This window comes from Bacteroides sp. MSK.18.37 (genome assembly GCF_019129155.2).
GTDB lineage: Bacteria > Bacteroidota > Bacteroidia > Bacteroidales > Bacteroidaceae > Bacteroides > Bacteroides ovatus.
The window spans coordinates 6,841,620-6,859,019 of sequence record NZ_JAHOIB020000001.1 but is presented as its reverse complement, the minus strand read 5'-3'; the positions used below and the strand labels follow the sequence as shown (position 1 = coordinate 6,859,019).

12 protein-coding genes and 2 pseudogenes are annotated in these 17,400 nt (G+C 43.5%); 9 read left to right on the top strand and 5 right to left on the bottom strand.

All coding sequences use genetic code 11. The annotated features are described in order from the left end of the window. Position 1: 1 nt before the first annotated feature. From KSX81_RS27150 to KSX81_RS27140, 3 genes are all read left to right on the top strand, one after another. On the top strand, positions 2-1,819 hold the full coding sequence (locus KSX81_RS27150) for a RagB/SusD family nutrient uptake outer membrane protein (RefSeq protein ID WP_195401977.1): 1,818 nt from the start codon (positions 2-4) through the stop codon (positions 1,817-1,819). A 31-nt stretch (positions 1,820-1,850) separates the two neighbouring features. Next, the gene (locus tag KSX81_RS27145) at positions 1,851-3,557 is read left to right on the top strand and encodes a DUF4979 domain-containing protein (protein ID WP_052587880.1); all 1,707 of its coding nucleotides are present in this window, start codon (positions 1,851-1,853) and stop codon (positions 3,555-3,557) included. Between the two features lie 123 nt (positions 3,558-3,680). Further along, on the top strand, positions 3,681-8,051 hold the full coding sequence (locus KSX81_RS27140) for a GH92 family glycosyl hydrolase (RefSeq protein ID WP_217725651.1): 4,371 nt from the start codon (positions 3,681-3,683) through the stop codon (positions 8,049-8,051). 63 nt (positions 8,052-8,114) lie between these two features. On the opposite strand, the gene KSX81_RS27135 is transcribed toward KSX81_RS27140, so the two are convergent. The 3 genes from KSX81_RS27135 to KSX81_RS27125 all read right to left on the bottom strand — a co-directional run bounded on the left by KSX81_RS27135 (position 8,115) and on the right by KSX81_RS27125 (position 9,036). Then, the gene (locus KSX81_RS27135; RefSeq protein WP_004297428.1) at positions 8,115-8,336 is read right to left on the bottom strand and encodes a hypothetical protein; all 222 of its coding nucleotides are present in this window, start codon (positions 8,334-8,336) and stop codon (positions 8,115-8,117) included. 62 nt (positions 8,337-8,398) lie between these two features. Next, entirely contained in the window at positions 8,399-8,812 is a 414-nt protein-coding gene (locus KSX81_RS27130) for a DUF3990 domain-containing protein (RefSeq protein WP_004297430.1), read from the bottom strand. Further along, positions 8,809-9,036 (bottom strand): DUF3791 domain-containing protein, encoded by a 228-nt coding sequence (locus KSX81_RS27125; protein WP_004297431.1) that lies wholly within the window; start codon positions 9,034-9,036, stop codon positions 8,809-8,811. The genes KSX81_RS27130 and KSX81_RS27125 overlap by 4 nt, the downstream gene beginning before the upstream one ends. 170 nt (positions 9,037-9,206) lie before the next feature. Between KSX81_RS27125 and KSX81_RS27120 the strand changes: the two are divergent. After that, positions 9,207-9,380 (top strand): annotated as a pseudogene (locus KSX81_RS27120) (DapH/DapD/GlmU-related protein); the annotation flags it as partial. Between the two features lie 391 nt (positions 9,381-9,771). Here KSX81_RS27120 and KSX81_RS27115 read toward each other — a convergent pair. Beyond that, positions 9,772-10,209, bottom strand: coding sequence for a DUF6078 family protein (locus tag KSX81_RS27115; protein ID WP_004319314.1), 438 nt, complete (start codon positions 10,207-10,209; stop codon positions 9,772-9,774). A gap of 152 nt (positions 10,210-10,361) precedes the next feature. On the opposite strand from KSX81_RS27115, the gene KSX81_RS27110 reads away from it, so the two are divergent. The 3 genes from KSX81_RS27110 (at position 10,362) to tnpC (ending at position 12,756) form a co-directional block, all read left to right on the top strand. Then, positions 10,362-10,766: a hypothetical protein gene (locus KSX81_RS27110; RefSeq protein ID WP_004319308.1), complete on the top strand. Its 405-nt coding sequence runs from the start codon at positions 10,362-10,364 to the stop codon at positions 10,764-10,766. Further along, positions 10,754-11,104 (top strand): IS66 family insertion sequence element accessory protein TnpB, encoded by a 351-nt coding sequence (gene tnpB, locus KSX81_RS27105; RefSeq protein WP_004296723.1) that lies wholly within the window; start codon positions 10,754-10,756, stop codon positions 11,102-11,104. The genes KSX81_RS27110 and tnpB overlap by 13 nt, the downstream gene beginning before the upstream one ends. An 86-nt stretch (positions 11,105-11,190) precedes the next feature. Beyond that, positions 11,191-12,756, top strand: coding sequence for an IS66 family transposase (tnpC, locus tag KSX81_RS27100; RefSeq protein WP_004296722.1), 1,566 nt, complete (start codon positions 11,191-11,193; stop codon positions 12,754-12,756). A gap of 161 nt (positions 12,757-12,917) precedes the next feature. Here the strand turns inward: tnpC and KSX81_RS27095 are convergent, their stop codons facing one another. Continuing rightward, the gene (locus KSX81_RS27095) at positions 12,918-14,675 is read right to left on the bottom strand and encodes an AAA family ATPase (protein ID WP_004319306.1); all 1,758 of its coding nucleotides are present in this window, start codon (positions 14,673-14,675) and stop codon (positions 12,918-12,920) included. Between the two features lie 252 nt (positions 14,676-14,927). Between KSX81_RS27095 and KSX81_RS27090 the strand changes: the two genes are divergently transcribed. Then, a complete protein-coding gene (locus KSX81_RS27090; protein WP_004297440.1) occupies positions 14,928-15,407 on the top strand; it encodes a DUF456 domain-containing protein in 480 nt (159 codons plus the stop codon). 111 nt (positions 15,408-15,518) lie between these two features. Beyond that, positions 15,519-17,378, top strand: a pseudogene (locus tag KSX81_RS27085) (right-handed parallel beta-helix repeat-containing protein). The last annotated feature ends 22 nt before the right edge of the window (positions 17,379-17,400 follow it).

Sequence of the window (17,400 nt, the reverse complement as noted above, 5' to 3'; positions counted from 1 at the left end):
TATGATAAACAAAAGATATTTGAAGTATACGCTTCTGTTATTTACTTTTGGAATGACTGCTTGTTCTGATTTTCTGGACGAAGTGAACCATTCCAGCCAGTCAGCGGACAAATACTATCAGACAAAGGGTGGATATGAGAGTCTGATTGTAGGTTGCTACTCAAACTTGAAAAATATCTATAATACGACTACTTATCAGATATTTACACAACAAGGTACGGATGTCTTCACACAGAATTATCCGACGGAAGTAGCGGCAATGAATCAGTATACCACTACTTATCAGTCAAATAACGGTACGATTTATGCGATGTGGAGTTCTTATTTCAATGCGTTGAACAATGTAAATGCTGCTATCGATCGTTCGAAGAGTGTCATTTTGAAGACAGACGACCCTGATGGAATAGAACCCAGTGCGTTGACGCAACTTGTGGCTGAAGCCAAAGCGTTGAGAGCCTGGTATTTGTTTGAGATTGTGAGGAACTGGGGACAGGGACCGTTGAAAATCAACGAGTCTAAAGAGCCGAGCTATACTGTCGAGTATTCGAATGGCGCCGCTTTCTACCAGCAGATTTTTACAGATTTGGAAGAAGCCATTCGTGTTCTTCCCTGGCGTCAAACGGGTTCCAACTACGGACGCATGTCCAAAGCTGCTGCGAAACATATCCGTGCGTTGGCTTATCTGACACGTGGTTATGAAGAGTATGCCGATCCGAAGGATTTTGAAAACGCATTCAAGGATGCGGAAGATGTGTATCTTAATTCCGGACATAAGCTGTTGGACGACTATGCGATGGTTCATCGTCAGTCGAATGAGATAAACGATGAAATTATTTTCCCTATCGGTTTTGCTGACGGAGCTAACTACAACACCAATATCTGGAATCAGTGGTATATGATGCCTTATGCTATTGGCGGATGGCTGGGATTGGGCAAAGACAGTTATTATGGTAATGCGAGTATGCATGTGGAGGCGATTCCTACTAAATTTGCTTATATGATGTATGACTGGCAGAAAGACAGACGTCCTTCTGTGACCTTTATGAGTCCTTTGAATGGTAATGCGAGCAGTTCCACAGACGGAAAGGATGCAGGCAAGAACTGGTTCCAGTGTACTACTCCTGTAGATGGAGTGTTCGCCAAAGGCGATAAGATTATCTATTTCCCGGTACCTACCGATCCTGAATATAAGTATTGGGCTGAAACGGACAAGAATGGAGTAAGATACAAAGTGTTCAACTATCCGATGGGAGATGACACAAATTGGGCGAATGATGATTACTACAAACGCGCTTATCAGACAACGAACTCAACTTCTCGTACCTGTCTTCCTATCTGGAAATTCAAAGATGGAAACGCGGAGTATAGGGAAGACGAATCCGGTTCGGGAACGCGTGATATCTATCTCTTCCGTTTGGCGGAAACTTGTCTGATTGCGGCGGAAGCGGCAGTGATGAATAACAACGATCAGGCTAATGCCGAAAAATATATTAACTACGTTGTTTCCCGTGCAGAAAAACATTCTCCGCAGGGTGGGCTTTCTCGTTATTCCAATGTCACGATAGATAATATTTTGGACGAAAGAGCCAAAGAACTCCTTGGTGAAGGATCACGCTGGAACGACTTGCAACGCACCGGCAAACTGGCTGAACGTGTATTGAAGTACAACTGGGATGTATCCAACATCTATGGTGGGACAATCAAGACTACCTTGACGCAAGAGTCGTTTGAGAATAAGTTTAAATTGCGTCCGATTCCTTTGCAGTGGCTGAACTCTTTGTCCAATGGTCACGAATTGGGTAACAATCCGGGTTGGTAATCGAATTTTGAACCTTTAAAATGATATTCATATGAAAATGAAATATATACTACCGATATTATGCTTGTTGTTTACGTTTGTTTCGTGTCAGGAAGATAATACGCCTCCGCCGCCCAATCCGAACCCCAACTATACGGAAGTGGGACCTTCTATGGAGTTTGTTCATCCCGGTATTCTACACACGACAGCTTCCATTACCCGAATGCAGAACTTTGTGAATGGGAATGTTTCTCCAGCGGTGGACTGTTACAGACTGTTGCAGCAGAATTCTTTGGCCTCTGCTTCATATATAATTCAAGGTCCTTTCACAACTATTGCTCGTTTTAATCCAGATATGACTCCTCATCCTACCAAAACTAAGAGCGAGGAGGATCACAAAGCTGCCTATCTGAATGCTCTTATGTGGAATATCACCAAAAATGAAGCGCATGCTCAAAAGTCGATTGAGATATTGAATGCTTATGCCGGCACATTGCGTGAGATAGACATGAGTGATAATGACGCTCCCTTGTGCGCTGCTTTGCAGGGATTTCTTCTTGCCAATGCCGCTGAACTGATGAGACATACTTATCCTTCGGTATCAGATACGGATGTCAAATCTTGGGAGAATATGTTCCGTAACGTATTTATTCCGGTATTGAGAAACTTCTTTGCCAAATCTCCTTATGCAAACGGCAACTGGGGAACCGCTGCTATCAAGGCCTTTATGGCGTTCGGTATCTTTTTGGATGACGAAAGTTTCTATAACGAAGCGGTGACGTTTTTCTATGAGGGGCACGACAACGGAAGTTTGACGAACTATATTATGGAGAGCGGACAGTGTCAGGAAAGCGGACGTGACCAAAACCACACGATGCTGGGGATAGGACATCTGGCAGAAGCCTGCGAAATTGCTTATAATCAGGGTAACGAAACGCTTTGGAGCGCATCGGAAAACAGACTTATGAAAGGGTATGAATATACAGCTAAGTATAATCTCGGGTACGATGTGCCTTTTGAACCTTTCACGGATGTGACAGGAGTGAGATGGAATAATATCTCTGATGACGATAGAGGAAAATTCCGACCGGTATTTGAGATTGCTTACAATCATTACGTAACTCGCAAAGGTCTGGAAATGCCGTATACGCAACAGGTTATCTCAAGAATCTCTCCGGAAGGGGACGCAATGTGGTGTGACCATCCGGGATATGGGACACTACTGTTCCGTACGGAATCGGGTATGCCGCCGAGCGAAGGAGCTATTGATGCGAAAGGAACCGAATGGAAGGTCGCTACGGCCAATGCAACGACTGCAGCAGACGGAGATAATTTGGTGGTGACACCTGCTTTGCAAAGCAATGGAAAATATAGAGGTGATATAGAAAGAAAGTCAACCTTCCACGTAGGTAATTATCCTATTGTAGCGGTAGTTATAGAAGGTCTTCCAGCGAAGAAAGCGATAACATTTGACTCTCCCGAATATGGATCTTTAATAAATGATAAAGGTAACCAGCACGGACATGGCACTTATTCTACCGTTGAGAAGGAGTATGGTACTGTTTATTACTGGGATTTGGTGACGGGAGCAAGTTACACGTTAGGTAAGCCGATACCTACGGATCAATCATTCAATATGTCTCTCAAGTTGAAGATTGCTGATCTTGAATATCCGGACGGCGTATCGCCTTATACCGTTAAATGGATGAAATCCTTTAGAAACGAAGCGGAACTGATTAAATATTTGGAAGAAAACTAATCACCTTCCAATTATAAGGTAAAAAAATAGGTAAAAAGAGGATAAAGGGAGGGTGTGTCTTGAGTTACTGTAGACTTTCGATACACCCTCTTGTTATTATATACACCATTAAAATATAGGTAAATGATAAAGAAAAGAATACTCTCTTTGTGGATAAGTTTATGCGTTATCTGTATAGCCGGTGCCCAAGAAAAAGAACTGGCTTACTGTAATCGGCAAATACATAAAACATTGAAAGCAATAGGAACTTCTTCGAAACTTCCGAGAGCTATTGAAGCCGGCAAGTCATCGTGGAATATGGTGAGTCCCCACGACTGGACAAGCGGATTTTTTCCGGGAGTCCTGTGGTATGATTACGAATACAGCCATGAACCGGAGATAAAGGAAAAAGCTGTTCATTTTACAAAATTGCTGGAGTCTCTGTCGAGTAAAGTTACCAGTCACGATATGGGATTTCAAATGTTTTGTAGCTACGGTCATGCCTATCGCCTTACGAAAGAGAACTATTACAAAGATATCCTGCTGAAAAGTGCGGACGAACTGGCAAAACTTTACAACCCCCGTGTAGGCACCCTCTTATCATGGCCTTGGAAAGTGAAAGAAAGCAATTGGCCTCATAACACGATTATCGACAACATGATGAATCTGGAACTTCTTTTCTGGGCTGCCAAGCATGGAGGAGGGAAGAGGCTCTATGATATCGCTTTGTCTCATGCTCGTGTGACGAAAGCTAACCATTTCCGTACAGACGGTTCTTGCTATCATGTAGCTGTCTACGATACTATTACAGGAAAACTCATCAAAGGAATCACTCATCAAGGATATAACGACGCCTCGATGTGGGCGCGCGGACAGGCGTGGGCTGTCTACGGATATACGATGGTCTATCGTGAAACACGTGACAAAGAATATCTTCGCTTTGCCGAAAAAGTGGCAGATCTCTACATCCGTCGTCTGCCTGCCGACTTGATTCCTTATTGGGACTTCGATGCTCCCGATATCCCAACCGCTCCCAGAGATGCTTCGGCAGCAGCGGTTGTCGCTTCAGCTTTGTTGGAACTGTCGACGCTGGAAGACGATAAGGAGCGGGCAGATAAATATTATAAATTGGCGGAGAAGATGCTCCGCAACCTTTCTACGAAGAAGTATCAAAGCCGTGATAAGAATCCTGCTCTTCTGCTGCACTCTACCGGACACTATCCAGCCGACGATGAGATAGATGCCTCTATTATCTATGCTGATTATTATTACATTGAAGCGCTCATGAGATGGAAGAAGATACGTGCCGGACAATCTTTGTCCGAAGCGAACAAGTTCATGCATCCGGGTATTCTCCATACGAAGGAGAGTTTGGAGAGGATGAAATATTACGTAGATCATCGGATAGAGCCGGCTTACAGTTCTTACCGTTTGCTCGAAGCTGATTCTTGTGCCTTGTCCACTTATCAGATGCAAGGTCCTTTTGAGGTGATAGCCCGCTTGGGAGTGAACAAACACACCAAACGCCCTAGCGAAGACGATCATAAGGCGGCTTATCTCAACGCCTTGATGTGGACCCTCACCGGAGATGAAGCTCACGCCCGCAAGTCGATAGAGATATTGAATGCTTACAGCACCACGCTGAAACTGATAGGTCCGAACGACAATGACGACCCACTGTGCGCCTCTCTACAAGGCAGTATGTTGGCGAACGCGGCAGAACTAATTAAACATACTTATTCCAAAGTCACTCCGGCGGAGATTGCCGGCTGGGAGAAGATGTTGCGAACGGTATTCATTCCTGTATTGGACACCTTCTTCAAGGCGAAACCATATACAAACGGCAACTGGGGGGCTGCTGCTACCAAAGCATATATGGCCTTTGGTATTTTCCTGGAAGATGAGGCTCTCTACAATCAGGCAGTTCACTTCTATTACAACGGGCACGACAACGGAACGATTAAAAATTATATCGGCGAGAACGGACAGTGTCAGGAGAGCGGTCGCGACCAAGACCACGTAATGTTCGGCTTGGGTAATTTGGCAGAAGCCTGCGAAACCGCTTACAACCAGGGGGATGAGAAGATGTACGCCGCTCTTGATAACCGTCTGTTGACCGGTTACGAATATACAGCGAAATATAACTTGGGAGAATCCGTTCCCTTTACTACGTGGACTGATATTTCGGGCCGATATTGCAACTGGCAAATAATTTCGGACAAATTACGGGGAGTGTTTCGACCTATCTATGAGATCGTATACAATCATTACGTCACCCGCAAGGGATTGGATATGCCCTATACTCGCCGGGTTCTCTCCAAGATGTCAGTAGAGGGCGCTTCCAAATGGTGTGATGGCCCCGGCTATGGAACATTATTCTTCCGGACCGACATGGATGATGATTATATTCGATATGCTGATCCATTCGTTGGTACTTCCGACAACGGACATACCTTTCCCGGAGCCTGCGTACCTTTCGGTTTCATTCAAGCAAGCCCCGAAACGGGTAATGACGAATGGAAGTATTGTAGCGGATATAACTTTGCGGATGATTCCCTTATCGGTTTCGCCCAAACGCATTTGAGTGGGACGGGGTGTCCCGATCTGGGAGACGTTCTTCTATTGCCTTTCAGTGGGGAAGTGAAAGACGGAGTCTATAGAAGCAAGTTTGATAAAAAATCCGAAAAGGCGTCTCCCGGATACTATGCCGTCCGGCTGACGGATGCTGCTGTTGACGTGGAATTGACCTCCACGCAGCGTACCTCTTTTCATCGTTACGTTTATCATTCCACTGCTCCTGCCCACTTACTGGTAGACCTCCAGAACGGGATCGTTTGGGATAAAGAACGGCTGAAAACACATGTCTTGTCTGCTGAAATGGATATGCCCGACAATCATACCATCACAGGTCATCAAGTGGTAGAAAATTGGGTAAAGCGACAATACTATTATGTGATCTCTTTTGACAAACCGTATGTTGTACGTGAAGTGCTTTCATCGGCAGGAGGGGAGAAGGCGAAACGACTTATTCTTGATTTCGACCTTGCTGAAGGTGATACGTTGCAAGTGAAAATAGCGCTCTCTTCCGTTTGCCTGGAAGGCGCGAAAGCGGCGTTAGCGAAAGAGAATCCGGGATGGGACTTCGACAAGATTCGTATGGAGGCCTGCCGGCAATGGAACAATTTGTTTGATCGGGTAAAGCTGACTGGTAGTGACGAACAGAAGAAGAATTTCTATACTTCGCTCTATCACCTGTTTATCCAGCCCAACGACATGGCGGACACGGACGGACGTTATCGGGGTGCTGACGATAAAGTGTATACCTCGAAGACGGGCTCTTATTATTCCACGCTTTCTCTTTGGGACACCTATCGTGCAACTCATCCCTTGTACACCATTCTCTCCCCGGAGCGGGTGGACGGAATGATACAGAGTATGCTCGAACACTATCGCACGATGGGGTATCTTCCTATCTGGGCATTGTGGGGAAAAGAGGCACATTGCATGATAGGCAATCATGCTATCCCTGTCATCGTGGACGCCTATCTGAAAGGATTCCGAGGATTTGACGTGGAAGAGGCGTATGCCGCTATTCGTGGAAGTTCTACCGTAAGCCATCAACATTCGGACTGGGAGGTTTATGATCGTTATGGATATTATCCTTTCGACATCATCCCCAAAGAGTCGGTTTCCCGTACATTGGAGTCCACCTATGATGATTATTGTGTAGCCCGCATGGCGAAATCTTTAGGAAAAGAGAAAGATTATGCTTATTTCTCCCGCCGGGCTTCCTACTATAAGAATCTGTTGGATCCCTCAACGACTATGATGCGGGGAAAGGATTCGAAAGGAAAATGGCGTACACCTTTTAATACATTCTTATTGTCTCATGCCGCTACTTCCGGCGGAGATTATACAGAAGGAAATGCCTGGCAATATACTTGGCACGTGCAACACGACGTGGAAGGATTAATCGATTTATTCGGGGGCAAAGAGAAGTTCGCTAACAAACTGGATTCTTTATTCTTTTTAGAATCATCCGCGGAAAATACAGGGTTTACGCAAGACGTGACCGGACTTATCGGACAATATGCACATGGCAATGAACCTAGTCATCATGTAGCTTATTTGTATAACTATGCCGGACAACCTTATAAAACCCAACAACTCATTCGTGAAATTTTTGACCGTTTTTACCTCCCCAAACCGGATGGATTATGCGGAAATGATGATTGCGGACAAATGTCAGCATGGTATATATTCTCTGCAATGGGATTCTATCCGGTAAATCCGATTGGGGGAGAATATATATTGGGAGCACCACAGGTGGAAGAAGTTACTATTTCATTACCGAATGATAAAACGTTCACGATGCAAGCAAAAGGATTGTCGCATGAGAATAAGTATGTGAAGTCGGTAACGTGGAATGGCAAACCCGTTGAGAATTTCAGGATACATCATTCGGAAATTATGAAGGGAGGGGAGTTGGTATTTGTAATGACCGATAAATATTGAGTGTTTTCGATTAGCTCTCATGCACACATATCGGCTGTCTGTATTATGGGGGAGTATTTGATTTTAATCAATAGTCCCCTTTTCTATTTCCTGTTTTAAAAAACTGTAGACATATATGGCTCCTTGATAATATAAGCCGGAACGTTCGTCTTCTAATTTTGCGAAAGTTTCAGAAGAATACAGTACATCCATAGATTTTTGCAAATCCCATCCGTAGTCGCTCATAAGCATTTCTATCAGTTCTTTTCCTAAAGATTCAACTAAAAATTGTTTTTCCTTATTCATAACTTTTTAGTAAATTAATTGCAGCGGGAGTTCCAAAGAAATATTGTATAGTAGGGCGGATATTATGATAATTCATTCACTAATTGTGATATGTTTATATATCCCTGAATAAATCGTCTTAATTGGAGACCTACAGTATCATCAGCAATGGGACCTATTACAATATCATAATCATGGGCTTGAATATTGGTATTATTGTTTCTATTTAATAGAATAAATTCAGCCCATTCTATGGTATATCCGCCAAACTGTTTGATTTTAATATCACTTTTACCATTTAGAATAGATTCATCAAACATAAACTTAGAAACAACAGGAACCCCTTTTCCTTGTCTGAATGTCGTTAAACTTGCCATCTTTTCGGCTTGTTTAATATCTTCACTCAGATAAAACCCTTTTCCGAAGTCTTTGCCTTTTCTTCCTTTATCAATATCTATTTGGGATATTTCTATATTTGAACCGTGGTAAAGAATCATGCTAAAGCTCCTCCATTTCGTTGACAGATTTTCGTTAAATCATCCACAGCTTCCTCTATGGAGAATGTATGTTCGATATCATAGAATTCTTCTAAGAAATCCAAGCCGGAAAAACGCTTCAGGTATTTGTATGCCTGACTGTTACTTAAGGAATATTTTTCAGCGAAAGCTCCTATACATCCCACAAAATATTCAATTCTGTTAGATAGTTCTCTGTTACTCATAATTCTTTCATTATAGGTGATGAATAAATTTGTTAGCCTTATATGAGGCTTTATTCAATCCTTAAAGACAAAGAAACAAATTAATGAGAGAACTTGCAAGTGTAGTAGATAAATTTTAACTATAACACTAAAAATAATCACTTGACCTCTACGACCGTATGATTCCTTTTGTGATTGAGGACAATGTTTGGATTGGCATAAATTCGACCATACTTCCAGGTGTAAGGATTGGCTATGGAGCGATAGTGGGAGCCGGTAGCGTGGTAACTAAAGATGTTCCGGCGATGACAATCGTAGCCGGCAATCCGGCACGAATCATCAAAAAGATAGAAACAAGCGAATAATATAATGGCTGTTTCCTGATGAGATAGGAATTATACCTGAAGAAACTGTAATTAATAAAGGTGCGTTCTAACTCTAATGAAGGTAAGGTAGTTGAAATAAATATCTTATCTTTTTCTCTTCAAATTCCTCTCACCTCTTCAACATCTTCTGCATCGCTTTGTTCATCGGTGATAGCGGGTGAAGGCCTAAGCTTCACCTGCCTTTTCATCAGGGTTTCTTTTGTTTTCAACTAGTTCCATTTTTTGTTTCATACTTTGAAACGAATGGTTTCCCATAGTGAAACAGTTTGTTTCTCGGTGAGAAACGAATCGTTTCACCGTATGAAACTTTTAGTTTCTAGCGCTGGAAACAAAAAGTTTCAGCAGGCTGGAAACTAGTTAGAACGCAGCTTTACCAATTATACTCATCCGTGTAACTGTCAAAGACTGGTTCTTCGGTGATACCTTTCCGGCGAAAAAGTTGGCGGATATAGTTTTGGTCCGCGGGGCTTAGGAAGCGTTCTTCGCGATAAAAGCGATAGTAAAGAGTTTTTCCGAAATGCCCGATCAGTTGTTGCTTGATGTTTGTTCCGTCCTTATAAGGTACGTTGTCCAGCAGGTGGCTGATACCCCATGCCACATGTATCTTTTCTGCGTTTTGGAAGTGAGGACAGTCAATGCCGGTGGCCGGAATACACATTGGGTTTACGATGCTGATGTAGGACGTGTCAGCGGTAGTGAGAAGTGCAGCCACCCGACGCAGGCAGTTACAAGCTTTCGGACATTGCTCGTTGTAGCAGCGGGCGTAGTTGAAAGGGACTGTTTTGTTTTTTAATTTATTGTCGTTCATTTTATATTGTATATTACATACATGATTGACAAAGGTAGTGCTTTTATTGTGGAAAGGTACAATTTGAAAAAGAAAAGTAAGCGTCTCCGCGATTCTATCTTGTCGCCCTTTTTTCATTCTTATATTTTTGCTATGTATAAAAATGAAGCATTATGGATTTAGCAGAAAATCGATTTGGAAAAACTTGGAAACATTTCCTTGAAGCATTGAAAGTAGACTACAATTGTTCTTTAGCCGATGTTTGCCGCGATCAGCATACCACTTTTGGTGGTATGAGTTCCTGGATGTCCAGACGGGGCTATAGCGTTAAACAAGCCAAGGCAGATGTGGTCCGTGATTATTATGGCGGCGTTGAACCCTCCCAACCGACAACTTCCTCTCCTTCATTCACTCAAATAGCACCCGCCATGTTGTCGGAAGAAGAGTTTAGTCTTGCCGGGATCACAATCACCTTTAACAGTGGAACCACCATTTCGGTCAAACGGGCCACACCCGGTGGTGTTATTAAAATGTTGCGCGATTACGAAAGAACGGAGGGAGATCCATGTATTCTCTAACATCAGCCAATCGATACTATCTGTACCAGGGCTTTGTTCGTATGAACCTTGGCATTGACGGTTTATTCAAAATTATACGATCGGAAATGAAGGACTTGTCTCCCGTTTCCGGAGATATCTTTTTATTCTTTGGTAAAAACCGACAAAGTGTAAAAATACTGCGTTGGGATGGCGATGGCTTTCTTCTGTACTACAAGCGCCTCGAAGGTGGAAGTTTTGAGTTACCGACATTTAACCCCAATACAGGTAATTACGAGATTTCTTATCAGGTTTTGTCTTTTATCTTAAATGGAGTGTCATTAAAGTCTGTACGGTTGAGAAAGCGTTTTAGGATCTAATTCAACATTCTGATTATTAGATATTTGCGCTAAAGATATCATCCGGTTTATTTGGCCAATTCGTTGATTTTTTATATCTTTATGCCATGAAAAAGGATGAGATCATAGAGTTATTGAAGGAACAAATCAAGGGATTACGAGATGACAACAACAGACTCTTGGACCAAATAGATGCTTTGATAAAGGAGGTTTCTTCCCTTAAAGAGGCACTCCTTCAAAAAGGCGAATCTCTTAGCAAGCAACAGCGCCTTACTAAGGGACTCGCCAAACTTGTATCCAACACATCCGAACAGCAACAGGCTCCCCAATCTGCCATATCCGAAGAGGAGCGACAGAAGATAGAAGCGGAAAAAGCAGATAAGCGTAAAGCAAGAAAGAACAATGGGGCCAAACGTGACATGCATTATGAGATGGAGGAAGAAGAACATGTCGTTTATCCCGATGATCCCGATTTTGACATCAATAAGGCCCGGTTGTTTACCACTGTTCCCAGAATATGCGTCCGCTATGAATGTGTACCCATGCGCTTCATCAAGCATGTCTACAAGATACACACCTATACGCAAGAAGGTCGCCTGTTTGAGGGAAAAACACCGGCTTCGGCCTTCTTGAATTCCAGCTATGACGGTTCATTTATTGCCGGATTGATGGAATTACGTTATATACAATCGCTACCTGTTGAAAGAATCATCAACTACTTCGAGAGTCATGGCTTTACGCTGAAGAAACCTACGGCTCATAAGTTGATAGAGAAAGCCTCAAACCTCTTCGAAAATCTTTATAAGTGCATCCGGCAGACAGCTTTGAGTGATCCTTATAAGGCAGCCGATGAAACCTATTACAAAATACTCGTCCCAGAAAAGAACAGCAAGGGAAAAGGAGTCAGGAAGGGATACCTTTGGGTGGTTGTCGGCATAAACACCAGGATGATATACTTGCTCTATGATGACGGCTCCCGGTCTGAAAGAGTTATTCTTAACGAATTAGGCAGTTGCAAAGGTATCATACAAAGCGATGGTTACTCACCTTACCGGAAGCTCGAAAGCGATGCTTATCCCAATATCACACGCATCCCGTGCTTGCAACATATAAAACGGAAATTTATAGATTGCGGTGAGAAGGAGCCGGATGCAAAAAGAATCGTGGAGCTGATAAACGCACTTTATCAAAACGAGCATAAGCATAAAGTTGGGGTTGAGGGATGGACGGTAGAACAGAATCTTATGCATCGAAAAAAGTATGCGCCGGACATACTCGGAGAAATAAAAGATGTGCTTGATGAAATAGAAGAACGGGGGGATTTATTACCTAAGAGCGAACTGCAGGAAGCCATTACCTATCTTCGCAATGAGTGGAATGCAGTGGTGGACATCTTTAATTATGGTGACACTTATCTGGACAACAATATGGTTGAACGGATGAACCGGTACATATCCTTATCTAGAAAAAACTCATTGTTCTTCGGCAGCCATAAGGGGGCCGAACGAGGCGCCATACTCTATACGATAGCACTCACTTGTAGGATGCATAAAGTGAATCTATTTGAGTATCTCACGGATGTGATAAACAGAACAGCCGAATGGCAACCGAACACACCAATTGAAAAATACAGGGAACTGCTTCCTGACAGATGGGAAAAGGCTAATGACTAAAAAGGGATCATTAGCCTTTTTATTTTAATACACTATATAGAATCGCGGAGACGCTTACAAAGAAAAAACGTGAAAGGATGGGTGAAGGGAACACCCTTCACCTATAAACTGCTTATAGATAGGATAATACAAGGAAAAGTGAAGGGTGAAGAGATTGTTCATTATAACTCTTCGCATACCCGCATTTCCATACCTTTATATACCACTACAATCTTGTGTAGTTGCGTGGAGCCAATAGCTTGTTTCACCGTGTCCGTGTCGGCATAGCGGTTGGCCTGGGCGATGGCTTCCTGACGCAATTCCTCCACACGGTTTTCAGAATCGCGATATTTGGCGTACTTCAACTCAACGATGTAGCTGTGCTTCATGTCAGAATATATGTCCAACATGGGACAGAGGAAAATATCGACGTAACCCGCTTGTGTATCTTGCTCGGAGATAGGACGGTAGAAGCGGTTTTGCGCAGTCATGGCCAAGGTGAAGCCGTGAACGAAGAATTCGCCCTTTTGCTTGTCACGCTGGGATGCATAACGTTTCAGGCAGTCGGCAATGTAACTGAAATAGGCTTGCCAATTGCCATCATAGGCGAGCTGACTTGAAAGTTCGCTCTTTTCGTAGCTGCTGAAATTTAAGTCTGCGTCGTTGTAGGTATTCAGCAAATAAGTGTAGAGCTGCTCTTGAACCACCAGGTTCGGAATGGTCAGTTTGGTCTTGCCTTTATCTATTCCGCTAATGGTTAACATTCCGAAATAGTAGAGCAGGCTTATAAAATTGTCCGGATTGGTGATGTTGAGGGCAGGGAAACCCTTCTTCAGTTCACCGGTGATATAACCTTGACTCACTAAAGTTTGAATGACGGAAGCATCGTGTGCAAACTCCTTATCCTTTCGAATGAGCATACGCAGCTTTTCATAGTCGATACGTATATTATCTTCTATCATTTCTCGTGGCGCTTTGCCGTTATCTATGTAATTCTTCACGAAGTAGAGCACCATGTTGGAGTTGTACATGGTAGTTTCACCGTAACAATCCTGCGCGAAGCAATAATTGTCGTACCATGGTTTCATTATTTCTATCAATTCGTCAACAGTATGGCGGAAAGGACTGTTCGTTGAATAGTAAGTCAGCATTTCGCGCACTTCTTCTTCGGTGAACCCCATCATTTGGTTAAATTGAGGGGTAAGTGAGTAGTTTGTGCCGATGTTGAAGCCACTCGTCAGGTCATCCATCGTTACGGGGCTTACGCCGGTGATGAAACAACGCTCTATGCTGGAATAAGTTCCTGCCTTCACCTTATTGAAGAAAGCACGCAGATAACCTTCGCCATGCGTTTCATCAGTGTAGCGGTGCAAACTTTCCGCATCGGAAAGGATGGCGTTGGTGAAGTGGTCGTATTCGTCGATGAAGAGATACATTTTCTGTCCGGCACGTTCGCACTCCGAAACCAAATAGTCCAGTTGGTTGACAGCCCCGTCCTTTTCGTCCAATCGTTCTCTGATACCTTGTGGCAGGAGGTCAGAATAGACTTCACAGAAGAAGTCGAAGCGGATTTGGCAATGTGCATCCAGTCCTTTTCGATAATCGTTCAGTTCGCCGGTGATACCTGAAAAGTTGAGGTAAAGCACCAGATAGCTGTTGCGGTTTGCTGTGGGATGCTTCCCAATGTAGAGGTCGCCGAATAAGTCGTTGAACTTATCGCGGGTACGCACATCGTAGTAGTGTTGCAGTACGTTCAGCGTGAGGCTTTTGCCGAAGCGGCGGGGACGGATGAAGAAAAAGAACCGGTCTGCCTGCTCTATCATAGGAATGAAGCGGGTTTTGTCTACATAATAATAGTCTTCGCGGCGGATGACTGCGAAGTTCATCATACCGTAAGGCAAACGCTTTCTGTTGGGTACTATATATTCCATTGGATCCATCTTCTGTCCTCCTGCTGATTTCTTATTTAACAACTTGCTTCTTTAGCGTTAACGACACAAAGATAGTAAAAGTTCTTGTTGGGTACGAGGCATCCTCAAAAAAGTATTGGAAAAACTCATTCACACAAAGAACTACAGCCCTGACAAAGCTATTCTGAAACAGCAGTGAAGTGGCGGAAATAATTCTCGAGGTTAGCTTGTATATATTGAAAGATACTGTATTTTTGTGCAGAACTAAAAAAAGAACAGACTATGTTGGACATTATTTTGATTGTAATTAGTGCCCTTTGTATGATAGCCGGGTTAGCAGGTTGTATTCTGCCGTTTCTTCCCGGTCCGCCTATTGCTTATGTGGGGTTGATCATTCTGCACTTCACGGATAAGGTACAATATTCTACGACACAATTAATCGTATGGTTATTGATTGTAGCTGTTTTGCAGGTATTGGATTATTTCACTCCGATGCTGGGAAGTAAATATAGTGGCGGTAGTAAATGGGGGAATTGGGGATGTATCATAGGAACTCTTGTCGGTCTTCTTTTCTTGCCTTGGGGGATTATTCTCGGTCCGTTTCTAGGAGCGGTGATTGGTGAACTATTAGGAAATAAAGAGTTCTCGCAGGCACTCAAATCAGGTGTGGGCTCTTTACTCGGATTTATATTCGGAACTTTACTGAAGTTCGTTGTCTGCGGTTATTTTTGCTATCAATTTATCATAGGTCTTATTCGGTAACCTATTTGATGTTGTAAAACATTCGTAAGAATAACCTATCTATTGCCTTTACATAGAGTACTAAATCGATGTGTGTTCGTCTTTATTGAAGTAGCACATTGAGGTAGTACCATGAAAAAGACTTTTACTTATCTTTCTTTTATCATTTTCTTGGGGTGGTTTCCCTCGCTTTTTGCGGGAGAAATTTATGTATCCCTGCAGGGGAATGATAAGAATCCCGGGACAAAGGAAGCCCCGTTTAATACATTAAACCGGGCAATCAAGCAGGCTCGTGAATGGCGTAGACTAAATTGGCCGGAAGTAGCCGGAGGAATTTATATTCGTTTGGAAGAGGGTGTTTATGCCCAGCGCAATTCTCTGTTTCTTCGTCCGGAAGATAGTGGGACACCCGATTCTCCAACAGTGATTTGTGCAGTAGATGGGGCTCATCCTGTGATTAGTGGTGGAGTTGCTGTTACGGGGTGGAAGCGTGGATGTAATCATCCGGCAGTTCCTGAAAAGCTAAAGCAGAAGATATGGTCGGCAGAGGCTCCCCTAATAGGAAATAGAAGAGTAGAAACCCGGCAAATGTGGGTGAACGGTCATAAAGTTCAAAGAGCTGCGCAATTTCCTGACGGAGGATTGGAACGAATGATTGACTTCAATCCGGAAGAGCAGACAATTACGATCCCCGTTTCTCAAAGTGTAAATCCGGAAAGACTTCAAAATGCCGGTCAACTGGAAATGATTGTCCATCAACGCTGGGCAATTGCTATTTTGCGTGTGAAAAGTATAGACGCGAAAGACGGACAGGCTGTAGTTCGCTTCCATGAACCTGAAAGTCACCTAGAGTTTGCGCATCCCTGGCCGCAACCCGTCATCGGAGGAGAGAAAGGAAATTCTTCCTTTTGCCTGACCAATGCACTGGAATTGCTGGACCAACCCGGTGAATGGTTTCAGGAATATCCTTCCGGCACGATTTACTATTATCCGCAGGCAGGCGAAAATATGGAAACAGCTGAAGTGATTATCCCTGCCTTGGAAACTTTAGTGACCATAGACGGTACATTGTCCCGTCCGGTAAAGCATATACAATTTAACGGAATTACTTTTGCGCATACCTCCTGGATGCGTCCTTCTTTTCAGGGACACGTCACCTTGCAAGGGGGATTTCCTTTATTGGATGCCTATAAACTACAAGAACCGGGGCTTCCGGAAAAAGCGGAACTGGAGAACCAAGCCTAGATCACCCGTCCCGAAACAGCGATACGTGTAAGAGGTGCCGAGCATATTGATTTCAAGCATTGCACCTTCCGTCATTTATCGTCCACCGGACTGGATTATGAATGGGCCGTTACAGCATCGAGCGTCGAAGATTGTCAATTTACGGATATTGGAGGAACGGCTTTACTGGTCGGTGCATTTCCGGACGGAGGATTTGAGACGCACATTCCTTTTATTCCTGCTGACGTACGGGAATTATGTTCCCATATTACTATCAGAAACAATTTCATCAGTAATGTGACTAATGAAGACTGGGGATGTGTAGGTATCGGCGCCGGATATGTCAGAAACATGGATATTTCTCATAATGAAGTCTGCCATCTGAACTATTCAGGGATTTGTGTAGGCTGGGGATGGACATCGCTGGAGAGCGGAATGTGCAACAACCGGATAGAAGCAAACTATGTACATCACTTTGCCCGTCGGCTATACGATGCAGGCGGTCTGTATACTCTTTCCAACCAGCCGGGTTCCGTCATGCGAAATAATCGGATCGAACATTTAATCGAAGCCCCCTACGCTACGAATGACCGTGCTTTTTATATCTATCTGGATGAAGCTACGGACGGATATACAATGGAAAACAACTGGTGTCCCGCTGAACGTTTTGATTCGAACCGCCCCGGGAAAAAGAACGTGTGGAAGAATAACGGGCCTCAAGTGGCGGACAGTATTAAATACAAAGCCGGAAGAATAAAGCAAGATTGAAACAAATCAATGGATTAACATA

Coding starts and splice junctions, on each gene's coding strand:
- KSX81_RS27150 (WP_195401977.1), top strand. CDS start 2: ATGATAAACAAAAGATATTTGAAGTATACGCTTCTGTTATTTACTTTT.
- KSX81_RS27145 (WP_052587880.1), top strand. CDS start 1,851: ATGAAAATGAAATATATACTACCGATATTATGCTTGTTGTTTACGTTT.
- KSX81_RS27140 (WP_217725651.1), top strand. CDS start 3,681: ATGATAAAGAAAAGAATACTCTCTTTGTGGATAAGTTTATGCGTTATC.
- KSX81_RS27135 (WP_004297428.1), bottom strand. CDS start 8,336: ATGAATAAGGAAAAACAATTTTTAGTTGAATCTTTAGGAAAAGAACTG.
- KSX81_RS27130 (WP_004297430.1), bottom strand. CDS start 8,812: ATGATTCTTTACCACGGTTCAAATATAGAAATATCCCAAATAGATATT.
- KSX81_RS27125 (WP_004297431.1), bottom strand. CDS start 9,036: ATGAGTAACAGAGAACTATCTAACAGAATTGAATATTTTGTGGGATGT.
- KSX81_RS27115 (WP_004319314.1), bottom strand. CDS start 10,209: ATGAACGACAATAAATTAAAAAACAAAACAGTCCCTTTCAACTACGCC.
- KSX81_RS27110 (WP_004319308.1), top strand. CDS start 10,362: ATGGATTTAGCAGAAAATCGATTTGGAAAAACTTGGAAACATTTCCTT.
- tnpB (WP_004296723.1), top strand. CDS start 10,754: ATGTATTCTCTAACATCAGCCAATCGATACTATCTGTACCAGGGCTTT.
- tnpC (WP_004296722.1), top strand. CDS start 11,191: ATGAAAAAGGATGAGATCATAGAGTTATTGAAGGAACAAATCAAGGGA.
- KSX81_RS27095 (WP_004319306.1), bottom strand. CDS start 14,675: ATGGATCCAATGGAATATATAGTACCCAACAGAAAGCGTTTGCCTTAC.
- KSX81_RS27090 (WP_004297440.1), top strand. CDS start 14,928: ATGTTGGACATTATTTTGATTGTAATTAGTGCCCTTTGTATGATAGCC.